Annotated in this window: 16 protein-coding genes; 3 read left to right on the top strand and 13 right to left on the bottom strand. The window is 72.7% G+C overall.

Annotated features, from left to right (window positions below; all coding sequences use genetic code 11):
- Positions 1 to 114: 114 nt before the first annotated feature.
- Positions 115 to 1,338: an MFS transporter gene (locus tag AB0B39_RS18085; protein WP_357489626.1), complete on the bottom strand. Its 1,224-nt coding sequence runs from the start codon at positions 1,336 to 1,338 to the stop codon at positions 115 to 117.
- A 41-nt stretch (positions 1,339 to 1,379) separates the two neighbouring features.
- Between AB0B39_RS18085 and AB0B39_RS18080 the strand changes: the two genes are divergently transcribed.
- Positions 1,380 to 2,522, top strand: coding sequence for an ROK family protein (locus AB0B39_RS18080; RefSeq protein ID WP_357574857.1), 1,143 nt, complete (start codon positions 1,380 to 1,382; stop codon positions 2,520 to 2,522).
- Positions 2,523 to 2,530: 8 nt separating this feature from the next.
- On the opposite strand, the gene AB0B39_RS18075 is transcribed toward AB0B39_RS18080, so the two are convergent.
- Positions 2,531 to 2,908, bottom strand: coding sequence for a MerR family transcriptional regulator (locus AB0B39_RS18075; protein ID WP_357574856.1), 378 nt, complete (start codon positions 2,906 to 2,908; stop codon positions 2,531 to 2,533).
- Between the two features lie 112 nt (positions 2,909 to 3,020).
- On the opposite strand from AB0B39_RS18075, the gene AB0B39_RS18070 reads away from it, so the two are divergent.
- On the top strand, positions 3,021 to 3,728 hold the full coding sequence (locus AB0B39_RS18070) for an SDR family oxidoreductase (RefSeq protein ID WP_357574855.1): 708 nt from the start codon (positions 3,021 to 3,023) through the stop codon (positions 3,726 to 3,728).
- 128 nt (positions 3,729 to 3,856) lie between these two features.
- Here AB0B39_RS18070 and AB0B39_RS18065 read toward each other — a convergent pair whose 3' ends face one another.
- The 5 genes from AB0B39_RS18065 to AB0B39_RS18045 all read right to left on the bottom strand — a co-directional run bounded on the left by AB0B39_RS18065 (position 3,857) and on the right by AB0B39_RS18045 (position 10,750).
- Complete coding sequence (locus AB0B39_RS18065; protein ID WP_234581737.1) at positions 3,857 to 4,513, bottom strand: DUF3105 domain-containing protein; 657 nt, start codon at positions 4,511 to 4,513, stop codon at positions 3,857 to 3,859.
- A complete protein-coding gene (locus AB0B39_RS18060) occupies positions 4,506 to 5,129 on the bottom strand; it encodes a flavoprotein (protein WP_357574854.1) in 624 nt (207 codons plus the stop codon). Before AB0B39_RS18060 ends, AB0B39_RS18065 begins: the two co-directional genes overlap by 8 nt.
- Positions 5,111 to 7,336 carry a peptidase domain-containing ABC transporter gene (locus AB0B39_RS18055; RefSeq protein WP_357574853.1) on the bottom strand — a complete coding sequence of 742 codons (2,226 nt, stop codon included), beginning with the start codon at positions 7,334 to 7,336 and terminating at the stop codon, positions 5,111 to 5,113. Before AB0B39_RS18055 ends, AB0B39_RS18060 begins: the two co-directional genes overlap by 19 nt.
- Positions 7,324 to 10,485: a type 2 lanthipeptide synthetase LanM gene (gene lanM / locus AB0B39_RS18050; RefSeq protein ID WP_357574852.1), complete on the bottom strand. Its 3,162-nt coding sequence runs from the start codon at positions 10,483 to 10,485 to the stop codon at positions 7,324 to 7,326. The genes AB0B39_RS18055 and lanM overlap by 13 nt, the downstream gene beginning before the upstream one ends.
- Positions 10,486 to 10,567: 82 nt before the next feature.
- Positions 10,568 to 10,750: a mersacidin/lichenicidin family type 2 lantibiotic gene (locus AB0B39_RS18045; RefSeq protein ID WP_357489613.1), complete on the bottom strand. Its 183-nt coding sequence runs from the start codon at positions 10,748 to 10,750 to the stop codon at positions 10,568 to 10,570.
- Between the two features lie 328 nt (positions 10,751 to 11,078).
- Between AB0B39_RS18045 and AB0B39_RS18040 the strand changes: the two genes are divergently transcribed.
- Positions 11,079 to 13,724, top strand: a complete 2,646-nt coding sequence (locus tag AB0B39_RS18040; protein WP_357574851.1) for an AAA family ATPase — start codon at positions 11,079 to 11,081, stop codon at positions 13,722 to 13,724.
- Between the two features lie 90 nt (positions 13,725 to 13,814).
- Here the strand turns inward: AB0B39_RS18040 and AB0B39_RS18035 are convergent, their stop codons facing one another.
- The 6 genes from AB0B39_RS18035 to AB0B39_RS18010 all read right to left on the bottom strand — a co-directional run bounded on the left by AB0B39_RS18035 (position 13,815) and on the right by AB0B39_RS18010 (position 23,206).
- Entirely contained in the window at positions 13,815 to 14,792 is a 978-nt protein-coding gene (locus tag AB0B39_RS18035; protein WP_357574850.1) for a hypothetical protein, read from the bottom strand.
- Between the two features lie 32 nt (positions 14,793 to 14,824).
- Positions 14,825 to 16,354 (bottom strand): plastocyanin/azurin family copper-binding protein, encoded by a 1,530-nt coding sequence (locus tag AB0B39_RS18030; protein ID WP_357574849.1) that lies wholly within the window; start codon positions 16,352 to 16,354, stop codon positions 14,825 to 14,827.
- 8 nt (positions 16,355 to 16,362) lie between these two features.
- A complete protein-coding gene (locus AB0B39_RS18025) occupies positions 16,363 to 20,310 on the bottom strand; it encodes a ThuA domain-containing protein (RefSeq protein WP_357574848.1) in 3,948 nt (1,315 codons plus the stop codon).
- 17 nt (positions 20,311 to 20,327) lie between these two features.
- On the bottom strand, positions 20,328 to 21,332 hold the full coding sequence (locus AB0B39_RS18020) for a multicopper oxidase domain-containing protein (protein ID WP_357574847.1): 1,005 nt from the start codon (positions 21,330 to 21,332) through the stop codon (positions 20,328 to 20,330).
- Positions 21,333 to 21,566: 234 nt separating this feature from the next.
- Entirely contained in the window at positions 21,567 to 22,406 is an 840-nt protein-coding gene (locus AB0B39_RS18015) for an amino acid ABC transporter ATP-binding protein (protein ID WP_357489606.1), read from the bottom strand.
- 5 nt (positions 22,407 to 22,411) lie between these two features.
- Positions 22,412 to 23,206 (bottom strand): amino acid ABC transporter permease, encoded by a 795-nt coding sequence (locus tag AB0B39_RS18010; RefSeq protein WP_234581748.1) that lies wholly within the window; start codon positions 23,204 to 23,206, stop codon positions 22,412 to 22,414.
- Between the last annotated feature and the right edge of the window lie 16 nt (positions 23,207 to 23,222).

The following is a 23,222-nucleotide window of genomic DNA, read 5'->3' as shown; positions in this document are numbered from 1 at the left end:
ACCGATCGTTGCACAGCGTCGAGCTCCGACCGTCGCCCCGACACGTCCGCCCGGGTGTCGGATACCGACATGCCGCCGGACGCGGTCGGCGCACCCCGACCGGCGAACAGGCCGTCAGCCCGCGACGACGGCCGGTTCCCTGTCGCGGCGGCGTCCGGCGGTGAAGCTGACGATTCCCAGGCCCAGCCCGACGACCGCCAGGACCAGGCCGACCCGCGCCGGCGCGAGGTAGCCGAGCCCGGCGGCGATGGCGACGCTGCCCAGGGCCGCGCCCAGGCTGTTGGCGATGTTCATGGCGGACTGGTTGAGCGCCGCGCCCATCAGTTGGGCGCCGGGGGCGACAGTGATCAGGCGTGCCTGCAGGACCGGACCGAGGTAGAGGCTTGTCGCGCCGACCAGGAACGCGCCCACGAACAGGCCCACGCGGTTCGACGCGACGAGGCTGAACACACCGATGCTGACGATCATGGCGATGAAGCCGATCATCATGCTGCGGCGCAGGTCCCGGTCGGCGAGCCAGCCGCCCAGGGCGTTGCCGACTGTCATGCCGAGACCCACGGCGACCAGCACCCACGGGACGGTCGCGGCGGAGAGGCCGGCGACGTCGGTGGTGACCGGCGCGATGTAGGAGTCGACGGCGAAGAACCCGGCGAAGCCGATCGCTCCGGTGGCCGCGACCAGCCAGACCTGCGGGGTCCGCAGGGAGCGCAGTTCGGCGGCCGGCGAGCCGTCCGCCGCCGCGGCGACCTCCGGGACGACCGCCAGCACCGCCAGCAGCGTGAGCAGGAAGACCCCGGCGATCACCAGGTACGCCGCACGCCAGCCGGCCGCCTGGCCGAGCCGGGTGATCAGCGGTACGCCCACCACGTTGCTCACCGTCAGCCCACCGAGCACGGTGGCGAAGCCCCGGGCCTCGTTGCCGGGGCCCATCAGGGTCGCCGCGAGCAGGCCGGCCGCACCGAAGTACGCGCCGTGCGGCAGCCCCGCGACGAACCGCGCCACCAGCACCAGCTCGAAGTTCGGGGCGGTCGCGGAGGCGATCGTGCCGACGGCGAAGAGGACGAGCAGCCCGAGCACGAGCTTGCGGCGCGGCAGGCGGGCGCTGAGGGCGGCGATCAGCGGGGCGCCGACGACCACGCCCAGCGCGTACGCGGTGATCATCCAACCGGCCTGGGCCACCGCGTCCGACGACGATCGGGCGTACTCCTGCGGGAGCAGGCCGCGGGCCATCTCGGGTAGCAGACCCATCGCCACGAACTCCGTCAGGCCGACCGCCACGCCGCCCAGGGCCAGGGCCGCCAGCGCCGCCAGGCGCTGACCTCTGCTCAGTCCGTTCACCGGGCGAATTTAGCAACAGCGTTGCGTAATAGGCTGGTGAGATGACGCGCACCACAGCCGACGTGACGTTCCTGCGCGGATACAACCAGGCGCTCGTCCTGGCCGTGGGGCGTACCGTGCGGACGTTCGAGCGGTCGACGGTCGTCGACGCCACCGGCCTCACACCGCAGGCGGTTTCCAAGGTCATCGCCCGCCTGGCCGCCGACGGGCTGATCCGCCCCGCCGGCGTCCGCCGCCTGGGCATCGGCAAACCCGCGGTCGTCTACGAGCTGGTCCCCGACAGCCGGTACGCCATCGGTGCGCACGTCGCCCGACGCACGCTGCGGCTGGTCCTGGTCGATCTGGCCGGCACCGTGCGCCACTCCACCGTCAACCCGCTGCCCGACGACTTCGCCCCGGAGCACCTCCTCGACGCCCTGCGGGTCGGCGTCGACGCGATCACCGCCGGCGACGACCTGCGCGGGCGGCTGACCGGGGTGGGCCTCGGCATGATCGGGCCGCTCGACCACGCCAACGGGCTGGTCCGGGACGCGCACGGCCTGCGGCACTGGCACGACGTACCGCTGCGTGAGCTGGCCGAGGCGCACCTGGGGCTACCGGTGCACCTGGACAAGGACGTGACCGCCGGGATCACGGCCGAGGCGTGGCGGCACGGCGCGACGTTCGCCGACGCGGCGCTCATCATGGTCGAATCCGGCATCGGCGGTGGCTTCTGGCTGGGCGGCGCCGCCCACCGGGGCGCACACACCAATGCCGGCGAGTTCGGGCACACGGTCGTCGACCTGGACGGGCCCCGCTGCGTCTGCGGACGCCACGGCTGCCTGGAGGTCGTGCACCTGCGCGCCGCGGAGGCGGGAGACGTCGCCCGCGCGGCCCGCGTCCTGGCCGTCGGCGTCGTCAACCTGCTCCAGACCCTCGACCTCGCCCACGTGGTGCTGGCCGGCGCGGATCTGCTGCGCCACGCGGAGGACTACCGCGCCGCGGTCGAGCGGGCCGTCCGCACCGACGTGCCGCGCGCGGACTGGCTGACGCCGACGGTGACCCTGTCCGGGCTGGGCGCGGACGTCATCGCCGCCGGGGCCGCGATGCAGGTGCTCGACCAGCTCTACGGCATCCCCGACCTGACCCTCGGCGCCTCACCGGCGGTCCCTCGACAGCAGTCGTTGGGGACAGCAGGGGCATAAGGGCGCGACTACCGTGGCAGGGCGTCCGCGTAGGCGCAGCCGCTGGCCGGGCTCTCGGTGGTGCTGATCACCGCGTCGAGTCGGTCCCTGACCTGGACGAGCTGGTCGATCTGTCGGGTGATGCGGTCGCGTTCGGCGTTCAGCAGGGCACGGGACTGCGGGGTGTTGACCTTCGCGTCGACGCAGGGCAACAGATCGAGGATCGTCCGGCTGGACAGGCCCGCGGCGTACAACGTCTGGATGAGCTGGACCCGATCCAGCGCCTTCTCGTCGTAGTGGCGCTGGCCGCCGCCGCTGCGCTCGGGGATCAGCAGCGACTGCTCCTCGTAGTAACGCAGGGCGCGCACCGACACACCCGTGCTGGTGGCGAGTTCCCCGATCCGCACGACCACTCCCCCACTGCCGGTGACAGCCGCCACACAACCTTGTCCCTCACGTCCACGTCAGGTTTTAGCGTAGGCCGCGTACCAGTCCTCGTCCAACCCCAGCGGAGGCATCATGCGGATCTCGGGCTCGATCGCGCTGGTCACCGGCGCCAACCGTGGCATCGGCCGGCACTTCACCCACCTACTCCTCGAACGCGGCGCGGCGAAGGTGTACGCCACGGCCCGCGACCCCGAACAGATCGACATCCCCGGCGTCGAGAGGCTGCGCCTGGACATCACCGACCCGCAGGCGGTGCGGGACGCCGCAGCGGTCGCTTCCGACGTGACCCTGCTCGTCAACAACGCCGGAATCACCACCCGGACCAATCTCGTCACCGGCGACCTACGCCTGGTCCGATCCGAGATGGACACCAACTTCTACGGCACCCTCGACATGGTGCGCGCGTTCGCCCCGGTTCTGGGCGCCAACGGCGGCGGCGCCATCCTCAACGTCCTGTCGGCGTTGTCGTGGTTCTCCTACGACGGGGCGAACGCCTACAGCGCCGCCAAGGCGGCCGAGTGGAGCCTGACCAACGGTGTCCGGCTCGAACTGGCCGCGCAGGGGACGCTGGTGACCGGGCTGCACCTGGGCGCCGCCGACACCGACATGATGGCCGACTACGACGGCGTCAAGATGAACCCCGCCGACGTCGTCCGCGCCGCCCTCGACGGCATCGAGGCCGGCCGGCTCGAGGTGCTCGCCGACGAGTGGAGCGCCCACGTCAAGGCATCCCTCGCCGACGATCCGAGCGCGTTCTACGGCACGGCCGTCGCCGGCTGACACGCCACGACGGCGGCGGCCGGCCAACCGGCGAGATGACCGGCCGCCGCCGCGTACCGGGCGTCGCCGTGCAGGTGCTCGACCTGCGGAACGGGCGCCGATCCAGCGACCGGCGGGCTGTCGGCGGCTCACATTCCGGTCGGCTCGGGAGCGTCGCTGCGCGGGTGCGCCAGGACGAACCGCTGCACTGCCGCGCCGCTGACCGCGGCACAGAACTGCCGGTACCCGGCCTGCGCACCCCAGTGCGACAGTGCGAGGGGCCGGCCGGCCGGGAACGCCCCGTAGTCGAGGTCCCACGGCGCGACCACGAACCTGCCGCCGTAGCTGTCGTCGCCGAACGTCCGGGCCAACGCCCGCAGTGCCTCGATCTGGTCGGGGGCGAGCGGTTCGACGTACCACAGCACGGTGTAGCCGTGTTCCAGGTTATGGACCAGCGTCTCGATGGGCGGGCGGTCACGGGCGACATAGAAGCGGCGCACGGTCGGGGCGGGCACCACGAAGTGCGGCCCGGACGACGGTGGGACCAGGTCGTACCGGACGCGGGTGACGTACGGCTCGGCGGTCCCCGGGCCGACGTGCAGGCCCGCGCCACTGATCCGGTCGGTCAGCTCCGGATCACAGCCGGCCCGGTCGGCGTCGACCCCGATCGCGGCGGCCGGCCGGCGCGAGGCCGGGTCGGCGTACGCGCGCAGGAACGGGGTGGCCGCCACCACGAGCAGGACGGCGCCGAGCGCGGTGACCGCCGCGGCGATTCTCGGCCCGTACCCGGAGCGCGCCTCAGCCACGACCCGCTCCCTGCGCCCGCAGGTGGGCGGCGGTCCACTCCAGCACCGTCTCCACCGGTGGCATCCCCCGGCCCGCGAGGGTGCCGGTGCTCAGCGCGAGCACGGGAACGGGCGGCACGACGCCGTACCCGTCGGCGCGCAACCGCGCCACGTTGCGCTGCACGGCGGGTCGCTGCCACATCGCGGCGTTCATCGACGGCACCAGCACGACGGGAGCGGCGGCGGCCAGCACGCAGGTGGCGACCAGGGTGTCGGCGATTCCCAGGGCGGCCTTGGCCAGGGTGTTGGCGGTGGCGGGCAGGACGAGCACCAGATCCGCCCACCCCGTCAGGGTCAGGTGCGTGACCTCGCTGGTCGCCTCCTCGTCGGTCAGCGCCGGGTGTCCGGTCAGGAGGGCGAACGACGCGGCCGGGACGAAGCGGGCGGCGGCGGGAGTGAGCACGACCCGCACGTCGAGTCCCAACGCGTGGCGCATCACCATGATCGACTGAGGCAGTGTCAGCACGTCCGCGGATCCGCAGGCGGCGACGAGGATCCGCCGCGCCGGGAACGCCTGCGGGTCGTCGGCGGAGACCTCCGGGCGCTGCGGCGCCCCGGTCACGGTACGGGTGTCCATGCGTCGCCTCCTGCGTGGGCGGGTTCGTCATCGGTCAACTGGCAGCGGACCAGGTCGGCGTACACGCCCCCGGCCCGCAGCAGGTCGTCGTGCCGGCCGCGCTCCACGAGCCGGCCATCGGCGACGACGAGGATCTGGTCGGCGTTACGGACGGTGCTCAGCCGGTGGGCCACGACGATCCGGGTGCAGCGCATCGCCGAGATCGCCTCGTCGACGCGCCGCTCGGTTGCCACGTCGAGGTGGCTGGTCGCCTCGTCGAGCAGGAGCACGGCGGGCTGGCCCGCCAGGGCCCGCGCGATGGACAGCCGCTGCCGCTGCCCACCCGAGAGCGCCTGGCCCCGCTCGGCGACCTGGGTGTCGTAGCCCATCGGCATCGCCGCGATGTCCTCGTCGATGGCGGCGGCCTCGGCGGCCGCCCGGATCGCCGGCATGCCGACACCCGGATGCACCAGGCTGATGTTGCGCCGGATGGAGTCGCGGAACAGGTAGCTCTCCTGCAACACCACCCCGAACTGGCGGCGCAGAGCTGTCGGGTCGATGCGCGACAGGGGCACCCCGTCGAACAGGATCTCCCCGCCGGTGGGCCGGTAGAGGCCGGTCAGCAGCATGGCCAGGGTGCTCTTGCCGCTGCCCGAGGGCCCCACCACCGCGACCTTCTCCCCCGGTGCGACGTCGAAGGAGATGTCCCGCAGCACCGGTGCCGCGCCACCGTCGTAGCGGAAGCTCAGGTCGCGGACGGTGATCCGGCCGGTGAGGCGGGGCGTCGGCAGGTCGGGGTCCCCGGCGGGCTCCGGCCGGGCGGCGAAGACGTCCCGCAGGCGCTGCAGGTGCGACACGACCGACTGGAGCACCTGCGCGCTGCTCACCAGTGAGGCCAACGGGGTGAGCGCGGACAACGCCAACGCCTGCAGGCCCAGGGTCGCACCGAGGCCGGCGCCCTCGAAGAGCCGGCCGGTGCCGAGCCACAGCAACGCCAGCGGCCCGGCGAGTTGGACGCTCGCGGTGATGTTGGCGACCGTGGCCGAGAGCCGGTTCTGGGCGATGTCGGCGTCCAGCGCTGTGGTGTAGCGGCGCAGCCAACCGTCGTACACCTGCCGTTCGGCGCCCATCGACTTGACCGTCGCGATGCCCGACAGCGCCTCCATCAACGCGCTCTCCGCGTCGGCCTGCACGGTGAGGTGCCGCTGGGTCAGCCGCAGCAGCCGACCGTTGACGAGCGCGACGGCCACCACCTGGACGACACCGATCGCGGCGGCGAGCCCGGCGAAGGTGAGGTCCCTGGCCACCAGCACCGCGAAGTACGCGATCACCAGCACACCGTCGATCACCGCCGTCAGCACCTGGGTGGTGACCAGTTCGCGCAGCAGGATGCTGCTGGACAACCGCTGCATCAGGTCGCCGCCGGCCCGCTGCTGGAAGAACGCGTACGGCAGCCGCAGCAGGTGCCCGAACAGGCGGGTCATCAGCGCGGCGTCCACACTGGCCTGCAACGTGACCAGGAGCCGGGAGCGCAGATAGGCCACGCCGAACTGGGTGAGCACCAGCGCCGCGATGCCCAACGCCAGGTACGGCATGAGGCCGGTCTCCCGGGCCGGCATGATCTGGTCGAAGGCGACAGTCGTGGCCAACGGCAGGGCCAGTCCCAGGGTCTGGAGCACCAGGGAGACGCCGAACGCCGTGCCCAGCCGGGGCAGGAAGGGCCGCAGCAGCGGGTGCGCGCGCCGCCAACGGGCCAGCGGGCCGGGCCGGGAGACGGCGGGCTCGGGCACGGCCTCGGGATCGGGGGTGAAGGTCAGCACCGTGCCGCTGAAGCCGGCCGCGAACTCGGCGGCGCTGAGCAGCCGACGCCCGAGCGCCGGGTCGACGAGCCGCACACCCCGCGCGCCGACGTGTTCCACCACGACGAAGTGGGAGTCCTCCCAGTGGGCGACGGCCGGCAGGGGCAGCTGCGCGACCTGGGCGGCGTCGGCGCGGAACGCGCGGGCCCGCAACCCGAACCGGGAGGAGGCGGCCAGCAGCGCCCGCGCGGTGACGCCGTCGCGGCCGACGTCGAGCCCGTCGCGCACCCGGGCCAGCGAGGCGCGTACGCCGTGCCGGCGGGCGATCATGGCCAGGCACGCGGCGCCGCAGTCGGTGTCGGTCATCTGCATCACCAGCGGCACCCGCTGCCGGCGCCACCACGCCCGGGCGCTGGTCAGGCGGCCCACTGTCGCCTCCGGACGCCGAGCGCGCCGGTGCGCGCGTCCGCCGGTGGCGCCAGCACGAGAACCGACGGCACCCGCTCGGGTGCGGCCAGCCGCAGCAGGGCGAGCCCGATCCCCGACAGGCCGGTCATCAGCTCCGGCGTGGCGAGGGCCGTCGGGTTGGCACAGCGCCAGCCACCGCCGAGGCCGTCGCGCAGCACCGCCGCCGCGGGCGCCGCCGCCTGCTGGGGGACTGCCGTCAGCAGCAGGTCGAGGTTGCCGAGGTCGCCGTGGCACAGCGAGTGGTTACGACCGAAGCCGGTGGCGAGCGTCGTCCGGACTGCCGTGTCGATCTCCGCGTCCAGGCCCTCGTCGGGGCCGAGGGCGTCGCGCAGCAGCAGCCGCGACAGCCCCACCCCGGGGGCACCGTGGCACCAGGTGACGGTGCTCTCCCCCGGCCGGCGCAGGTCAGCCCAGTTCGCCAGCTCAGGGCGGAACAAACTGCTGTCGTACGCGAGCACGCGGGCCGCCGCGTCGGTGTAGCCGGGATCGCCGGTCACCTGCCCGGCCCGGGCCAGCGCGGCGGCGATGCCCGCGGAGCCGTGCGACAGTCCGCCGAGGGGGTCGCCGGAGGCACCGCGGGCCGGGTGCGGGTAGCGCTCGGCGGCGGCGCGAAGTCGCGCGGCGGCGGCGCTCAGGGCGGGCTCGACCCGGTCGGGGTCCAGACCCGCGCCGGAGACGGCGAGGACGGCGCCGGCGTACCCGTCGACGAGGTCGACGGCCTGCTCGCTGGCGGCCAGCGTGACGATCCGCGCCAGCGCCACGTCGACCGCCGGCGCGAACCGGTCGGTCCGCCACAGCGCTCCGAGGTGCCCGAAGGTGTACAGCAGGCCCGACCAACCGGTGAACGCGCCGATGCGGTCGCCGGGAATCCGCTGGTCGAGGACGCGGGCGGCCAGCCCGGCAGCCGCCCGGGCGGCGAGGTCGGTGAATCGCCGTGCACCGGTGAGTCGGCCGGCGTGGGCCAGGAAGAGCGCCACGCCCGCGACGCCGTCGTAGAGGTGCGGGCCGAGCGGCGTCGGCGCCCACCGGCCCGGGTCGGTGGTCGAGGGCGTGAGCCCGAACCAGGTCGGCTCGGCACCTGCGCTGGCGAGACCGGCGACCACGTCCGCGACCTCGGCCGCGGCGGCCAGGTAGGCCGCCGGCGCGGGTGTCGGCGCGGGTGGCAGCTCCGCCAGCCGCCAGCGCACCCGCGCGTGGGGCGCGTCGGTGGCGTCCACCCGGGTGGTGAAGGCGGCCTCGATCAGCCAGCGCTGCCGCGTCAGGTCGGCCGGTCCGAGCCGGGCGAGCCGGCGACGCGCCTCGTCGAGCCCGGATCGGGCCAGCAGGCCCGGCAGTCGCTGCCCCCGGCTGCTCCAGAGGTCCCGCGAGTCCACCCGGGTGGTGAACATCGGCACGTCGCGGCGGGCCAGGTCGGCGCGCTCCGCCCCGATGGTGGCCGCCAGCATCGGGAGTTCCGCCACCCCCGACCAGAGCCAGTCGTACAGCCGCTCGGTGTCCAGGCCGTCCTGCAGCGCGTCGGTGTGCAGCGCCGCGTCGCGCAGCCGCAGGTACGTGCGGGTGGGGCGGAGCACGACGCGGATCTCGTCGGCGGCGAACGCGGTGAGCGGCCCGTGCGGGGCCAGCAGATCGTCGCGAACGGCGACGAGGAGGCGCGTCATCGACTCGAACCCCCGCACCACCTGCGGCAGGTGCGCGGCGACGTCGGTCGCCGCGCCGGCGGTGGCGAGGTTCTGCCGGTCCTGCTCGTCGTGGTGGTGACCGGGAGCGCACAGTCGCATCTCGTCGGTCCCCTCGGCCTGCCACGCCGAGCAGTTGCAGCCGTCGCCGAGCGGTCCGGCGGCCTCGTCGGCGCGCGGCAGCAGGCCGACCGCGAGCACCGAGTCGGCGATCGCGTCGCCGCCCCGAAAGTTCGTGGACCGGACGACCGCCGGGGTGAGCACGGTCTCCAGGTCGATCAGGACCGGATGCTCACCGTGGGCGACCACGTTCTCCTGGTGGCAGTCGGTGGCGCCGATGGCCTGCAACAGGGCCAGCAGGGCCCCGAAGCGGTAGGCGTAGCGGCGCTGACCGGCCGTCGTGGCGGCGGCGCGCGTGTCGACGTACGCGGCCCAGCCGTACTCGCCGCGCGGCAGCACGGTGAAGGTGTGCAGGTCGGCGCCGCGGTCGTTGAGCCAGGCCAGCAGCTGCTGGAACCGGGCCTCGACGGCGATCGGGCGGGGCTTGTAGACCAGCCGCAGCCCACTGTCGAACGTCGCCACCAGCACCCGGCGGCCGTCGCGGTGCGGATCGCCGGTCTCCTCGACCTCGACCAGGCGACCGATCGGGGCACCGGAGTGGAAGGTCGCCGCGAGCGTCGGCGCGTCGGCGCGGAGCCGGTGCAGGAACTCGACGGTCCGCTCGGCCCAGGCGCGGGTCAGCCCGTACGCCTGCCGGGCCAGGACCGGGTAGTCGGCCAGCAGGTCCAGCGCCGCCCCGGGGGCGCGGTACCTGCCGAAGAACGCCTCGAAGCGCTCCTGCGGCGTCTTTCCGGACGACGTGCCGTGCAGCCGGTCGATGTTGAGTTCCAGGACGACGGCCCGGCTCAGGAGCACGACCAGCTCGTCGAGCAGGCCGGTCAGTCCGAGCCGGTCCGCGTCGGCGGGCAGCGGCACGGCGTCGCCGGCGAGGTCGCGAGTCCGACGTGCCACCTGGGCGCGGGCCTGTGCGACCAGGGGCGCCACCAGGACGAGACAGGCGTCGAGTGGGCGACCGGGCAGCAGGTCGGGGCCGATCTCCCCGTCCGCCGCTCGCGTGTAGCAGGCCAGCAGGTCGTCGATCCAGGCCGGCGTCCCGTGCAGACGTGCGGCGAGCAGCTCGGGCGTCTCGTCGAGCAGAGCGAGGAGCACCTGCTCGTCGATACCCTCCGCCGTCAGCCGGCTTCGCCAGTCCTCGTCGTCGGTGAACGCGCCGGCGGTGCGCCACCGCGACAGCCGCCACCGCGACCGCTCGCCGGGCAGCGACGCCGTCGGCGCGGGCGCGGCCAGCCGTTCGGCGATGCTCAGCGCGGCCAGGAGGCGCTGCTCGACGCGGGCGCTCGGGTCGTCGGTGGCGCGGTGCGGGTGTTCGGACATGCGGGGCTCCCGTGGCGGTGGTTGGGCGGAACGACGGGGTCCGGGCCAGGCCCGGACCCCGTGCGGACCCGAGGGTTCGAAATCAGCAGACGCAGTGGCAGCACGCGTTGGTGTGGCCGCCGGTCGCGGCGGCGCCGCCGGCCACGGTCTCCAACTGGTCGCGGTCCAGCTCGACCAGACCGGCCGGGTGGGTCTCGACGGCCTCGGGCGAGGCGGCGCGGCGGTACTCGTCCTTCCAGCTGCTGACGATGTCGGTGATGGACATTCGTGGCTCCTTTCGCGACGACCGTCGGCCTGTCCGGCGGTCGCTTGCAGAAATCAGCCTGCGGGCGGCGGGGGTGCCGGCACATGAGTAGCGGCTACCTCATCCCGGGCCGGTCGTGTCACGCGGACGACAACCGAACCGTGGGTTCGGGGCGTCAGGTGTGCAGGCATGTCTGGAAGCTGACGGCGCCACCGGGCGGGGGTGTGTGAGGGTGGGGCCCGCGCCACCCAGACCGCCGCGGTACACACGGTCCGGCCAAGCGAGCGGATCGAGGACGGAGATGGCGACCGGGCCCGGGGCGGGCACCCGGCCGGGTTGAAGGGGTTCCGTGGCTGCATCAGGTGGTTTCGTCGACGGGGACGCCGGCTGGCCGTTCGTCGGCAGGGCACGCGAGCGTGACCGGGCGGTCGAGGCGCTCACCGCGTCAGCGGGTTGGGGGGTCCTGCTCACCGGCGATCCGGGGGTGGGCAAGAGCCGACTCTTGGAGGAGGTCCTGGCCGAGGCGCTGCGGCGCCAGCATGTCGTGTTGCGGGTCACCGCCACTCCGGGCTGGCGTGGCGTGCCGTTCGGCGTGCTCGCCAGCCGGCTGCCCCAGCCGTCGGACGCGAGTGTCGCCGACGTCTTTCGCGACGTCGAGCGCCGGCTGCGCGAGGTCGCGGCGGGCCGGGGCGTGGTGGTCGGGGTGGACGACCTCAACTGGCTGGACGACGCGTCCGGGGCGCTCCTGGAACGCCTCGTCGTGGGTGGCACCGTGCGGGTGGTCGCGAGTGTCCGGGGTGACGCCCTGGCCGCGGCGCCGGTCGCGGCGTTGCACCGCTTCCGCGCGGTCGACCGGGTCCACGTGCCGCCACTGGACCCGGACGAGACGGCAGTGCTGGTCCGCGAGGGTCTCGGCGGCCCGGTCGACGGCCTGACGGTCGGCGCGCTGTGGCGGATCAGTCAGGGCAACCCGCTCTTTCTGCGCGAGGCGCTCCGGTGCGGGTTGCGCGACGGCGGCCTGGTCCAGCGCGACGGGATGTGGACGTGGCCCGCCGAGTCGCTGTGCTCCACGCACCTGTCCGACCTCATCGAGCAGACCCTCGGCACGCTCACCGCCCAGGAGGCCGAGGCGTTGCGGTACGTCGCGCACGCCGAGCCGGCTCCGCTGGCGCTGATCGAGCGGACCGTCGATTCGCCCGTCGCGGAACGGCTCGAGGAGCGCGGCCTGATCCGCCTGGTCCGGCATGACACGGGCGTGCTGGTGCAGACCAGCCATCCGCTGTACGCCGAGGTGGTCCGCAACCGCACCGGGGAGCTACGGGCCCGCCGGCTGCGCCGGACCCTGGCCGAGGCGCTGGCGGGCGTCGACGGCGTCGGCACCGAGGCCCGGGCCCGGATCGCGGCCTGGCGCTGCGAGGCGGATCTGCCTGTCGATCCGGACGACCTACTGGCGGCGTCGGAGTACGCGTTGCGCCGCCACGACGCGCCGCTGGCCGAGCGGCTGGGCCGGAGGGTCGACTCGGCGCGGGGCGACTGGCAGGTGGGCCGGGCGTTGGTGGCTCAGGGGCGCGGCGACGAGGCCGACGGGCACCTGGCACGCGCCGCGGCCAACCTCGACGACGCGCGCGACCGCGCCGAGGCGACGGCGCTGCGAGCGCTGAACATGTACTGGGGAGAGCGACGGCCGGACCGCGCCCGCGAGGTGATCGACGGGGGCCGTCGTGACCTGCCCGCCGACGCGCGCGCCGGGCTGCTCGCGGCGGAGGTGGGTATCGCGGCGTTCGGCGGCGACGCGGGGGGCGCCCGCGCCCTGATGGCACGCCTGGCCGCCGACCGGCCCCGGGACCCGCTGTTGGCGACGGCGGTCGCGGCGTTGCTGCCGTACCTGCTGCTGTTCGACGGGCAGCCGGGGCAGGCGGTGCGGATGTTCGACACCGGAGAGGTCGACATCCCGGAGACGTGGCCGACGATGCGCGCCGCGACGCAGGCCTGCCACGTGCAGGCGCTGGTGCTGTCCGGACGACTGCACGACGCCGAGCGGCTGGCGCAACGCTACTACCGGGACGCGGTCACGCGGGGCGCGGCGGACGCGGTGGGTCTGCTCGCCTTCTCCCTGGGCAAGTGCGCCTACCACGCCGGGCAGATGCGGCGGTCGATGCGCTGGCTGCACGAGGCGCGGACCCTCACCGCCGACCGTACGCTGTTCCCGATCCGCGACTACGTGCTGTCGGCGAACGCGTACGTGGCGGCGCAGGTGGGTGAGCTGGCGGAGAGCGGGAGGTTGCTGCGGCAGCTCGTCGACGATCGCTCCGACGGCGGCGGGCCGCACGGCGGCGGGCTGGTGGCCATCGACGCCGAGCTGACCGCCGCCTGGCTGACCGCCGCGGAGGGCCGCCCGGCGACGGCCGTCGCCACGCTGCGGGAGTTGCAGGGGCGTGCCGGGCAGGCAACGACGGTCACCGTCGAGTGCCTGCACCTGCTGTCCCGCCTGGAGCCCGGGGCCGCCACCGCCGAGCGGCTGCGCACGGTCACCGCCGACTGTGACAGTCCACTGTTCGCGCTGTGGTCCGACTACGCCCACGCGCTCGCCGCCGACGACCCGGCCGCGCTGGAACGCGTCGGCAGCGCCCTGGAGGCGAGCGGCTACCTGACGCTCGGGCTGGAGGCCGTGGTCGCCGCCGAGCGGGCCTGCCAGCGTCGAGGCGACCAGCGCCGGGCCAACCTGCTGGCCCGGCGCGCGGACCTGCTGCGGGAGCGGTGCGGCGGATACTGGCCCCCGTTGAGCCCCCGGCCGTCGGACCGGGACGGGCTCACCCCCCGGGAGCGACAGATCTGCGAACTGGCCTCGGCCGGGCACGACAACGCCGCAATCGCGGCCAAGCTGGTGTTGTCGGTGCGGACGGTGGAGAACCACCTCCAGCGGGCGTACGTGAAGCTCGGCGTGCGGGGCCGCGGCGGACTCCCGACGGCAATCGGGGCGCAGCGGGCGGGGTAGGCGCGCGGGGGCTCACCCGGTGACCCGCTGGCGTCGGGTCGGACGACCGTGTGCCGTCCGACCCGACGCCAGCTGGCGTCGATCCGCTGGCTAGAGCCGGGCGGCGCCGGCCGCGGTGGCCTCCTGCACCGCCGAGGTACGACGAACCTCGGCCCGCTGGTCGCCCGCGTCGTCCCGGTCGGCGGCGGCCATCCGAGCCGCCCGGTTGGCGCCCGGCGCGGCCTGGTCGCCCGTCACGCCACCGCGGATGCGGTTGTTCGCGGCCACCTGCGCGGCCGGGTTGTTGCCCGTCACCGTCAACTGGCCGTTGATGATGTTGTCGTCGACGGTGACGCCGCCGGTGGTGGTGGTGACGCTGACGTCCGCGCCCCAGTAGCCGCCGGACGCGCAGCTGTCCAGAGCGCCGTTCGGGCCGAGCTGGACGCCGCCGAGGTTGCCGGCGAACGTGGCCCGACCCCGCACGGCGCTGCCGCACACGACACTGCCGGTGGCGCTGTTGAGCACCGACAGGGTGCCGTCGACGAACGAGTCGTGCACGTCGGTGTAGTAGGTGCCGGTGCTGCTGACGTTGCGCGTCACCTGGGTGCCGCCGTCGAGCCGTACCTCACCGGCGCCGACGGTGACGTTCCCGCCGATCGTCGCCGCCTCGGCGAACAGGAAACTGTCGATGGTGGCCGAGCCCTTCGGCCGGACGGTCACCGCACCGGTCTGGGCGTTGGAGAGGTAGACCCCGTAACCGCCGGCGGCCAGCACCACCTGGCCGTCGACGCTCGTCTCGGTGGCGTCGAGGTAGCCGTCGGCGGCGACGCGTACCTCGCCGCTGACCCGGCCACCGGTCACCACCAGGTTCGCGCCGGCGGCGACTGTGACGTTGCCGGTGATCGTGGTGCCGGTCAGCGCGCACGACTCACCGGCCGGGACGAGCAGGTCGTTGGGCACGGTCACCGCACCGCCGGTGCCGATGCAGTGGGTGACCAGGTCGGCGTGGGCGGTGGGCGCCACGGCCAGCACCGAGGCGGCGATGACGGCGGTCACGGTGGCCAGCTTGGCGACGGTACGTCCGGGCATCGTGGTACTCCCTGTCGATGAGATTCGGGTGCTCATGCGCCGACGTCCGATCCGGCCGCGGCCCGGACGATGGCGCCCTGCTGCCGCTTGGTGAGCGTTCCGGCGCTCACCAGAGCGGTGGTGACCGCCTCGACGTGTCGGACGAAGGCGGCGTGGCCGGGGTAGTCGGCGTGTTCGTCGATCAGATCGTTGATGGTGCAGCCGTCGCCGGTGTCGGCGTTGACCACGCCGGTGTCGGCACCGTCGATGATCACCGTGTCGCGGGTGTCGGACGCGGGGCAGGCGTCGGTGCCGTCGGCCACCACCGTGAAGGTGCTGGACTGCTCGGCGGCGGCGTTCCCCGCGGTGTCGGTCGCCCGGTAGCGCAGGGTGTGCGCCCCGGGGGTGCGGACGGTGACCGGGCCGGCGTACGCGGTCCAGCCGCCGGAGTCGAGCGCGTACTCGACAGACGCCACGCCCGAGCCGGCGTCGGTCGCGGTGACAGTGACGGTCGCCGCGCCGACGTAGGCGCCGTCGGCGTTCCGCTCGCCGGTGACCGCGGCGGCCACCGTCGGCGGCGTGTCGTCTTCCTCGGGCGGGGCGACGACGGTGAAGTGGGACATCTGCTCCGCCGACGTGTTGCCGGCGACGTCGGTCGCCCGGAAGTGCAGCATGTGCATCCCGACCGCGGTCACCACGACCGGGTTCGTGTACGCGGTGAAGGCGGCGTCGTCGAGGGCGTACTCGATGGTGGCGACGCCCGATCCGGCGTCGGTGGCGGTGAGTGTGGCGGTGGCCGTACCGACGTAGTTGCCGTCGCCGTCGCGGTCGCCGGCCAGCGCGGCCGTGACCACCGGCGCGGTGGTGTCCTCCTCGGTCGGTTCGACGATCCGGAACGACACCGAGCCGACAGTGCTCGTGTTGCCGGCCTGGTCGGTGGCCCGGAACTGCACCGAGTGGTCACCGACCGCGCTGATGCGCACCGGCTGGGTGTACGGCGCGAAGCTGGTGTCGTCGACCTGGTACTCGACGGTCTGCACGCCCGATCCGGCGTCGGTGGCCGCGACGGTCACCGTCGCCGCACCGACGTAGTTGCCGTCCTGGTCGCGGTCGCCCGACACGGCGGCGGTGACCGTCGGCGGCGTGGTGTCGTCGCCTCCCCCGCCGTCGGTGACCACCAGTTCGCCGACCATCTGGCTGTGGCCGGGGATCGAGCAGAAGTAGCGGTACCGGCCCGGGGTCAGCGTGACCGTCGCCTGGTGGCGGCCGTTGTTGGCGTCGAACGGGCTGGCCAGGATGTTGACTGTGACGTCGTGGTTGTAGCCCTCGGTGCTGGTGTCGAAGGTCAGGGTGTGCGGCATTCCGGTCGTGTTGCCGGTGGCCGCGCTGTTCTCCCAGATGATCGTCGCCGCGCCGGCCACCGCCTGGGTGGGCGCGGACTTGTAGCGGGTGATGTTGTCGTCGGCGGTCCAGGTCAGCACCTGGTCCGCGGCGGCGCGCGGTGCGGCGGAGGCGGGTGGCGCGGCCAACGCCGTGACCGTGAGCAGGAGCGCCGCCACCGCGGCCGTGAGTCGTCGGATCATCGTCTCTCCTAGAGCTCGCGCACGCGGATGTTGCGGAACTCGGTCAGGTCGTTGTCACCGTGGTTCTGCAGGCCGATGAAGCCGGACAGGAACTGCCGCAGGTCGGTGGGCGGATCGCCGGCCCGGGAGGACTCCTTGCCGGGCGTGTTGTCGAACTCGTTGATCACCACGCCGTTGCGGATCATCGTGTAGTGCTGCCCGACCACCCGGATCTCGTAGTCGTTCCACACGTTCTTCGGGGTGACGCCGGCCTGGGCGAGCGGCACCGGGTCGAAGTTGTAGACCGAGCCGGTCTTCTGTGGCTCGCCGGTCTCTCCGTCGTAGATCTGGATCTCGTGTCCGCAGTAGATCGCCATCCAGGCCGGCGAGGTCCGGGCCGACCCGACCGTGCCGCAGCTGCCCGGTGGCCGCTGCTCCAGTGGGGTTCGCAGGTCCGGGAAGCGGACGAACACGCCGGTGTTGGCCCGGTTGGTGCCCGGTGCGATGTCCTTGAACTGCACCTTCAGCGAGAAGTCACCCAACTCCCTGGTGTGCCAGAGCATGCCGAGGCCGCCGCTGGAACGCAGTGCCCCGTCCGGCTGGATGCTGAACGATCCCGTCGGCGCCTGCTGCCAACCGCGCAGCGACTCGGCGGTGCCGTCGTAGAGGGGCTCGTAGCCGGTGCGCCCGTCCCGGCCGATCTCGGACGCGGCCGCCAGGCGGGTGAGCGTGCCCGCTTCGCGGGCGTTGAGCAGGCCGTCGTCCTGCAACCCGCGGGTCACCGCGCTCACGTGCCGGACGAAGGCGTTGTGGTCGGGCCAGGTGCTCTCGTCGTCGATCAGGTCGTTGATCGTGCACCCCTGCCCGACCGTGCGGCTGGGCACGCCGGTGTCCGTGTCGCCGAGCCAGACCGTGGCCCGGGAGTCCGGCACCGCGCAGCCGACAGTGACTGTGGTCTGCACCGTCGCCGTCTCGCCGTCGGCGTACGTGACGGTGAGCTTCGCGGTGTAGGTGCCGACCTTGGCGTACGTGTGCCGGGGGTCCGCCTCGGTCGACGTGGTGCCGTCGCCGAACTCCCAGCGGTGGCTCACGCCGCCGGACTTCGAGCCGGTGAAGGCGATCGTCAACGGCTTGCTCTGCACGGCGACGGAGGTCGCCGCCGGTGCCGGGGTGGGCGCTCCGCCGGTGTAGGTGATCCGGATGAGCTTCTGGTTGGGGTGCAGGCTGAAGAAGCCGCCTCCGTAGTCGAGCAGGTAGAGCGCGCCGTCCGGGCCGAACTTGGCGTCCATCCAGCTCTGGAGTTTGGTGTCGCCGTTGCCGCTGGGGATGATGGCCCGCAGCGACTCGGCGTACACCGGCGGGGTGGCCGTCGGCACGCCGGCGGGGTCGACGGTGACCGCGACCCGGTTGGCGGCGTTCGACTGGTCGCCGATGAACCACTTCTCGTCCCAGTACGCCGGCCACGCCACCGTGCTGTCCGGATCGACCCGGTCGCGGTGGTAGGTGGGACCGGACATGATGGCCTGCCCGCCGCCGCGCAGGTACGGCTGCGTGTAGGTGGCGTCGGCCGCGACGTACGTCGGGAGGCCGCTGCCGTCGGTGCGCTTCGGGAAGACCGGTCCGCCGCCGTCCGGCGAGTACCAGATCATGTTGTCCCGGGCTGCCGGGATGTCCACCAGCCCGGTGTTACGCGGTGAGGTGTTCTTCAGGTCGCCGCAGTCGTACCAGCCGGTCAGCACCGTCGCGTCGGTGCTGCTGCGGTCCCGGTACGGCTGCCGGTTGCCCATGCAGTACGGCCAGCCCTGGTTGCCGGCCGACGTGATGATCGTGGCGGTCTCGTACTTGGCCGGGCCGAGGGTGGGGCTGGGCGACGAGGCGTCCGGGCCGACCCAGCCGGCGGTCAGCCACTGGTGCTCCGGGTCGATCTGGAGGCGGGCGATGTTGCGTACGCCCATCACGTAGATCTCCGGGCGGGTCTTCTCGGTGCCGGGCGGGAACAGGTTGCCCTCCGGGATGGTGTACGTTCCGTCCGCCTCCGGGTGGATCCGGATGATCTTGCCGGCGAGGTCGTTGGTGTTACCCGCCGTACGACGGGCGTCCTGGAACGAGATGCCCTGGTACTCCTGCGTCCAGTTGTTGCCGGAGTAGCCCTGCGACCCCTCGGAGGAGTTGTTGTCGCCGGAGCCGACGTAGAGGTTGCCCTTCGCGTCGAACGCCATGCCGCCACCGGCGTGGCAGCAGCTGTGGATCTGCACCGGGAACTTCAGGAGGTCCTTGCGGCTGGCCTGGTCGATGCTCTGCGCCTCGCGGTCGTAGGTGAACCGCGAGACCGTGCGCTGCCCGACCCGCTGCACCCGGTCGATCGACTCGTGCGGCATCCAGTAGACGTAGAGCCAGCCGTTCTCGGCGAACTTCGGGTCGGGCACGATGCCGAGCAGGCCCTCTTCGTTCTTCACCAACTCCGAGCCGCTGCCCCGGTTGCCCATCACCTCCAGGGTGGTGAGCAGCTTGACCTGCTTGGTCCGCGGGTCCCAGGAGTGGATGGTGCCGCAGCCCAGGCCGACCTTCGGGTCGTTCCAGTCCGCGATCGGGCCGGTCGGGCAGGCCGCCTTGCCGACGTAGAAGACCGTGCCGTCCGGCGCGATGGTGAGCCCGTGCGGCTCGCCGATCTGGTCCAGCTGCCCGGTCTGGTTGGCGGCGGTGAGCCGCTCCACCTTGTAGTTCGCGGCGATCGTCGCCTGGCAGTCGCCGCGTACGCGGCCGGTGGTCCAGTTCAGCGCCCCGGCCAGGTGCGTACGGAACGCCTCCTCGCCGTAGCTGCCCTCGGTGTGGCCCATGCCGGTGTAGAACGACCGGCCGCCGTCGTAGTCCCGGCACCAGGACACCGGGTGGAACGGGCCGTTGGCGCCCGGACCCGGGTCGTAGTGCCGTTCCTCGACCTGGGCGAGGGTGTGCACGCTGCCGATCGGGTTCGGGTCCCAGTTGTCCCAGCGGTCCGAGCGGGTGAGGGTCAGCGGCAGCGACGCCGTGGCCGGGTGTTTGCGGTCCAGGATGTCGACGACGGCCCGGTTCACGGGGGTCGGCGGCGGCGCGGTGGCCGCGCCGGTGAACAGGCGCAGATCGGCGAGCTGGATCAACGGCTCACCACTGTTGGCGGTGATGTTCAGCCGGTAGCGGCTGAACTCCTGCGGCGCGGCGATGTCGAACCGGCGGGTCTGGAACCGCTCCGCGAAGCTCTGGTTGGTGCGTCGGTCCAGATCGGACCAGTTCTGCCCGTCGTTGGAGCCCTGCAGGGTCCAGTCCTTCGGGTCCCGCCCGACGAAGTCGTTGGCCGACGTCAGCGCGTACCCGGTGATCCGCTTGGGTGCGGCCAGCTGGTACGCCACCCACGCGGTCGGGGTGCGGACCAGCCACTTGGTGTTGGCGTCGCCGTCGGTCAGCTTCTCCTTGGTCTCGCTCGGCGGGTTGTCACCGCTGGCGGTCACCCCGGCCACCGGCTCGGCGACCGGGATGGCGCCCGCCGGGCGGGCGCCGATCAGGCCGGTGAACCAGGTGGAATCGACCTGCGCGCGGGCGGCGTCGGCGATGCCGACGAAGCCGCCGCCGGCCTTCATGTAGCTCTGGAGCGCCGCCTCCTGGTCGCGGTTGAGCGCGGCGCCCGTCGCGGAGAGAAAGACCACGCTGCGGTACGCCGACAGCCCCGTCGCGGTGAAGACCGCCGGGTCCGTGGTGGCCGTGACATCGATGTCATGACTGGCCGCAAGCTGTCGGATGGTGTCCACCGCGCGCGACACCGGGTCCTGTTGTTCGGCCACCGGCCCGTGGAACACGAGCACTGCCGTCCCGGGCGACTGTGCCGCCTGGGCGGCGGCCGCGGGTCGCGGCGCGGCGTTGGCCGCCGTGGCCGTGGCGGTGGCCGGAATGAGTGTGGCGAAGGCCGCTACCGCGGCGAGGGTTCGTCGTACGTCTCTGGTCATCCCCGTCCCCACTTTCGTCAGCTTCCGTGCGTGTGGGTGTGGCCCTGGAACCGGTGGATCGCCTCTTCGGCGCCGGGGGGCATGCTGCCGTCGGCGTTGCGCACCAGGAAGATCCCGGCCATGCCGCCGTCGGAGTGGTTCTGCACGTGGCAGTGGTACATCCACGCACCGGGTCCGACGCCCTCGCCGGCCAGCACCTGGAACCCGAACGAGCTGCCCGGGTTGAGGTCCTTGTTGTCGATGACCAGGCTCGGGTCGGCCGGCCCCTCCAGCATTCCGGTGCGGTTGTCCGCCCAGCGGTGCGCGTGCAGGTGGAAGGTGTGGAACAGGTTGCCGTGCCCGATGGCGAGCCACTCCACCCGCTGGCCCAGGTTCGCCTCGAACATCGGCGTGTCCGGGGCCATCCGGTTGTTGATCGTCATGTCGTGGAACACGACGGTGAACTGCTTGTCCGGCAGGATGTCGCCCCGGCGCCTGACGATCAGGGCCCCGTACAGGCCCTTCGCGACTCCGGCGGTGCCGTGGTCGGTGCCCATGGCGTGATCGTGGTAGTGCCAGTAGCCGGCGCTGCCCGGCATGTACCGGCGACCCGACGCGGCCACCATCTCGTGGGAGCGCCAGACGTACGTCCGGGTTTCGCCGGGGTTGTTGAACGAGGCGTTGAGCGGACTGCCGTCCGAGTCGGTGCTGTAGTCCACGCCGTGCGGGTGGATGGAGAGCCGCTGGTCGGTGGTGTTGACCAGGGTGATCTCCAGGGTGTCACCCTCGTAGATCTCCAGCACGGGCCCCGGCACGGTGGCCTGTCCGGGTGCGAGACCGTACCCGAACAGTCCGCCGGGCAACTGCTCGGCGTAGATGGTGACCTTCTTGGTCACTCCGGCGGCGGCCCGGGCCGGGCTGCCTCCGAACGCGGCGCCGAGCGTGGGCGCGGACGCGCCCAGCGCCCCGGCGGCGAGGGCCCCGGTGGCGATCAGTGATCGGCGGGACAGGTGGCGATGGGAGCCAACGGCGTGATCGTCCATGGGTCTCCGTTCCCGACCGGGCGAAGACGCGACGAGGGCAGGGTGCATCGACCGCCGAGCACAAGGCGGCAGCACGACTGAGGTGAGGATCGTCGCGGACTTCGCTCGGAAGACTCAGAACTTTCGATGGATGAACACAACTTATGTAATCCATCGACGAAAGTACAGGTCTGATTGCAGGAAGATTACCGCGAGATCACAACGTACGTCGATTGACCAGGCGATGTGGCGCGGTCAGACGGTGTGCCGGCCGTCCGTCGGCAGGCCGGGAACCTCCGGCGGCTCGGGCGACTGGGCGGGCTGACCGAGCCGCTCCACCCGGGTCGGGTCGAGGACCCGGGCGAGGAACGCGCGGGTCCGCTCGTGCTTCGGCGCCCCCAGCACCTCCTGCGGCGGCCCCTGCTCGACAACGACGCCGCCGTCCATGAACACGACCCGGTCCGCCACGTCCCGGGCGAACGCCATCTCGTGGGTGACCACCATCATCGTCATGCCGTCCTCGGCGAGCCCCCGCATGACGGTGAGCACGTCGCCGACCAGCTCCGGGTCGAGCGCCGACGTCGGCTCGTCGAAGAGCATCAGCTTCGGCTCCATCGACAACGACCGGGCGATCGCGGCCCGCTGCTGCTGCCCGCCCGAGAGCTGCGCCGGGAACGCGTCGGCCTTGTCGGTCAGACCGACACGCTCCAGGTTGGCCCGCGCGATCCGCTCGGCCTCGGCGCGACCACGCCGCAGCACCCGCCGCTGGGCGATGGTGAGGTTGTTCAGCACGGTCAGGTGCGGGAACAGGTTGAACGACTGGAACACCATCCCGATGCCCCGACGCACCGCGTCGATCTCGACGTCCGGGTCGGTCATCTCGACGCCGTTCACCCAGATCGTGCCGGCGGTCGGCTCCTCCAGCAGGTCGACGCAGCGCAGCAACGTCGACTTACCGGAGCCGGACGGTCCGATGACGCAGACGACCTCGCCCTGGCCGACCTCGAAGTCGATGCCCTTGAGCACCTCGAGCGAACCGAAGGACTTGTGCAGGTCGCGGATCTCGACGGCGGGACGGGACGGGGTGGTCGTCATGCGGGTCACCGGGCCTTGGCGTAGCGGAGTTCGAGGCGGCGCACCACCTGGGACAGGGGCAGGGTGATGACGAGGTAGGCGAGGCCGGCCACCAGCAGCGGCGTGGCGTTCACCCGGTCGTTGAGCATGTCCCGGCCGAACTTGGTGACCTCGATGGTCTGCGCCGTCACGCCCAGCACGTAGGCCAGCGACGAGTCCTTGGTGAGCAGGATGAGCTCGTTCGTCAGCGGCGGGATGACGATCCGGAATGCCTGCGGGATGACGATGGTGCGCATGGCGGTGAAGTGCGACATGCCGAGGGTGCGGGCCGCCTCCATCTGCCCCTTCGGCACGGCCTGGATGCCGGCCCGGATGGTCTCGGCCATGTACGCGGCGGCGGTCAGGCCGAGACCTATCGCGATCGAACCGAACACCCCGCCGGGAATCTCCCGCTCCGGGAAGGCGATCGGGATGCCGTACCCGACGAGGAAGAGCACCAGTAGCGCCGGCAGACCCCGGAACAACTCGATGTACGCGGTCGCCAGCCAGCGGTACGGCGCCACCCGGGACAGCCGCATCAGCGCGAGGACGGTGCCGAACACGAGGCCGAAGGCGAACGCGCCAAGCGTGTAGAGGATCGTGTTGCGCAGCGCCACGGTGATGATCGTCGGGAACATCGACTCGATGATGTCGACGCGGAAGAACGCGTCCTTGAGCCTGCCCCAGTCCGCGGCGAAGAGCACCACGGCGATGATCGCGACGAAGACCAGGTACTGGATGCCGAGGGACAGTCGTTCCCGCTGGCGGCGTCGCAGCTTCACGTCGGCTCGTTGCCTT

Source organism: Micromonospora sp. NPDC049114, from assembly GCF_040648635.1.
Classification (GTDB): Bacteria; Actinomycetota; Actinomycetes; order Mycobacteriales; family Micromonosporaceae; genus Micromonospora.
This window is presented reverse-complemented; position numbering and strand designations above follow the sequence as displayed.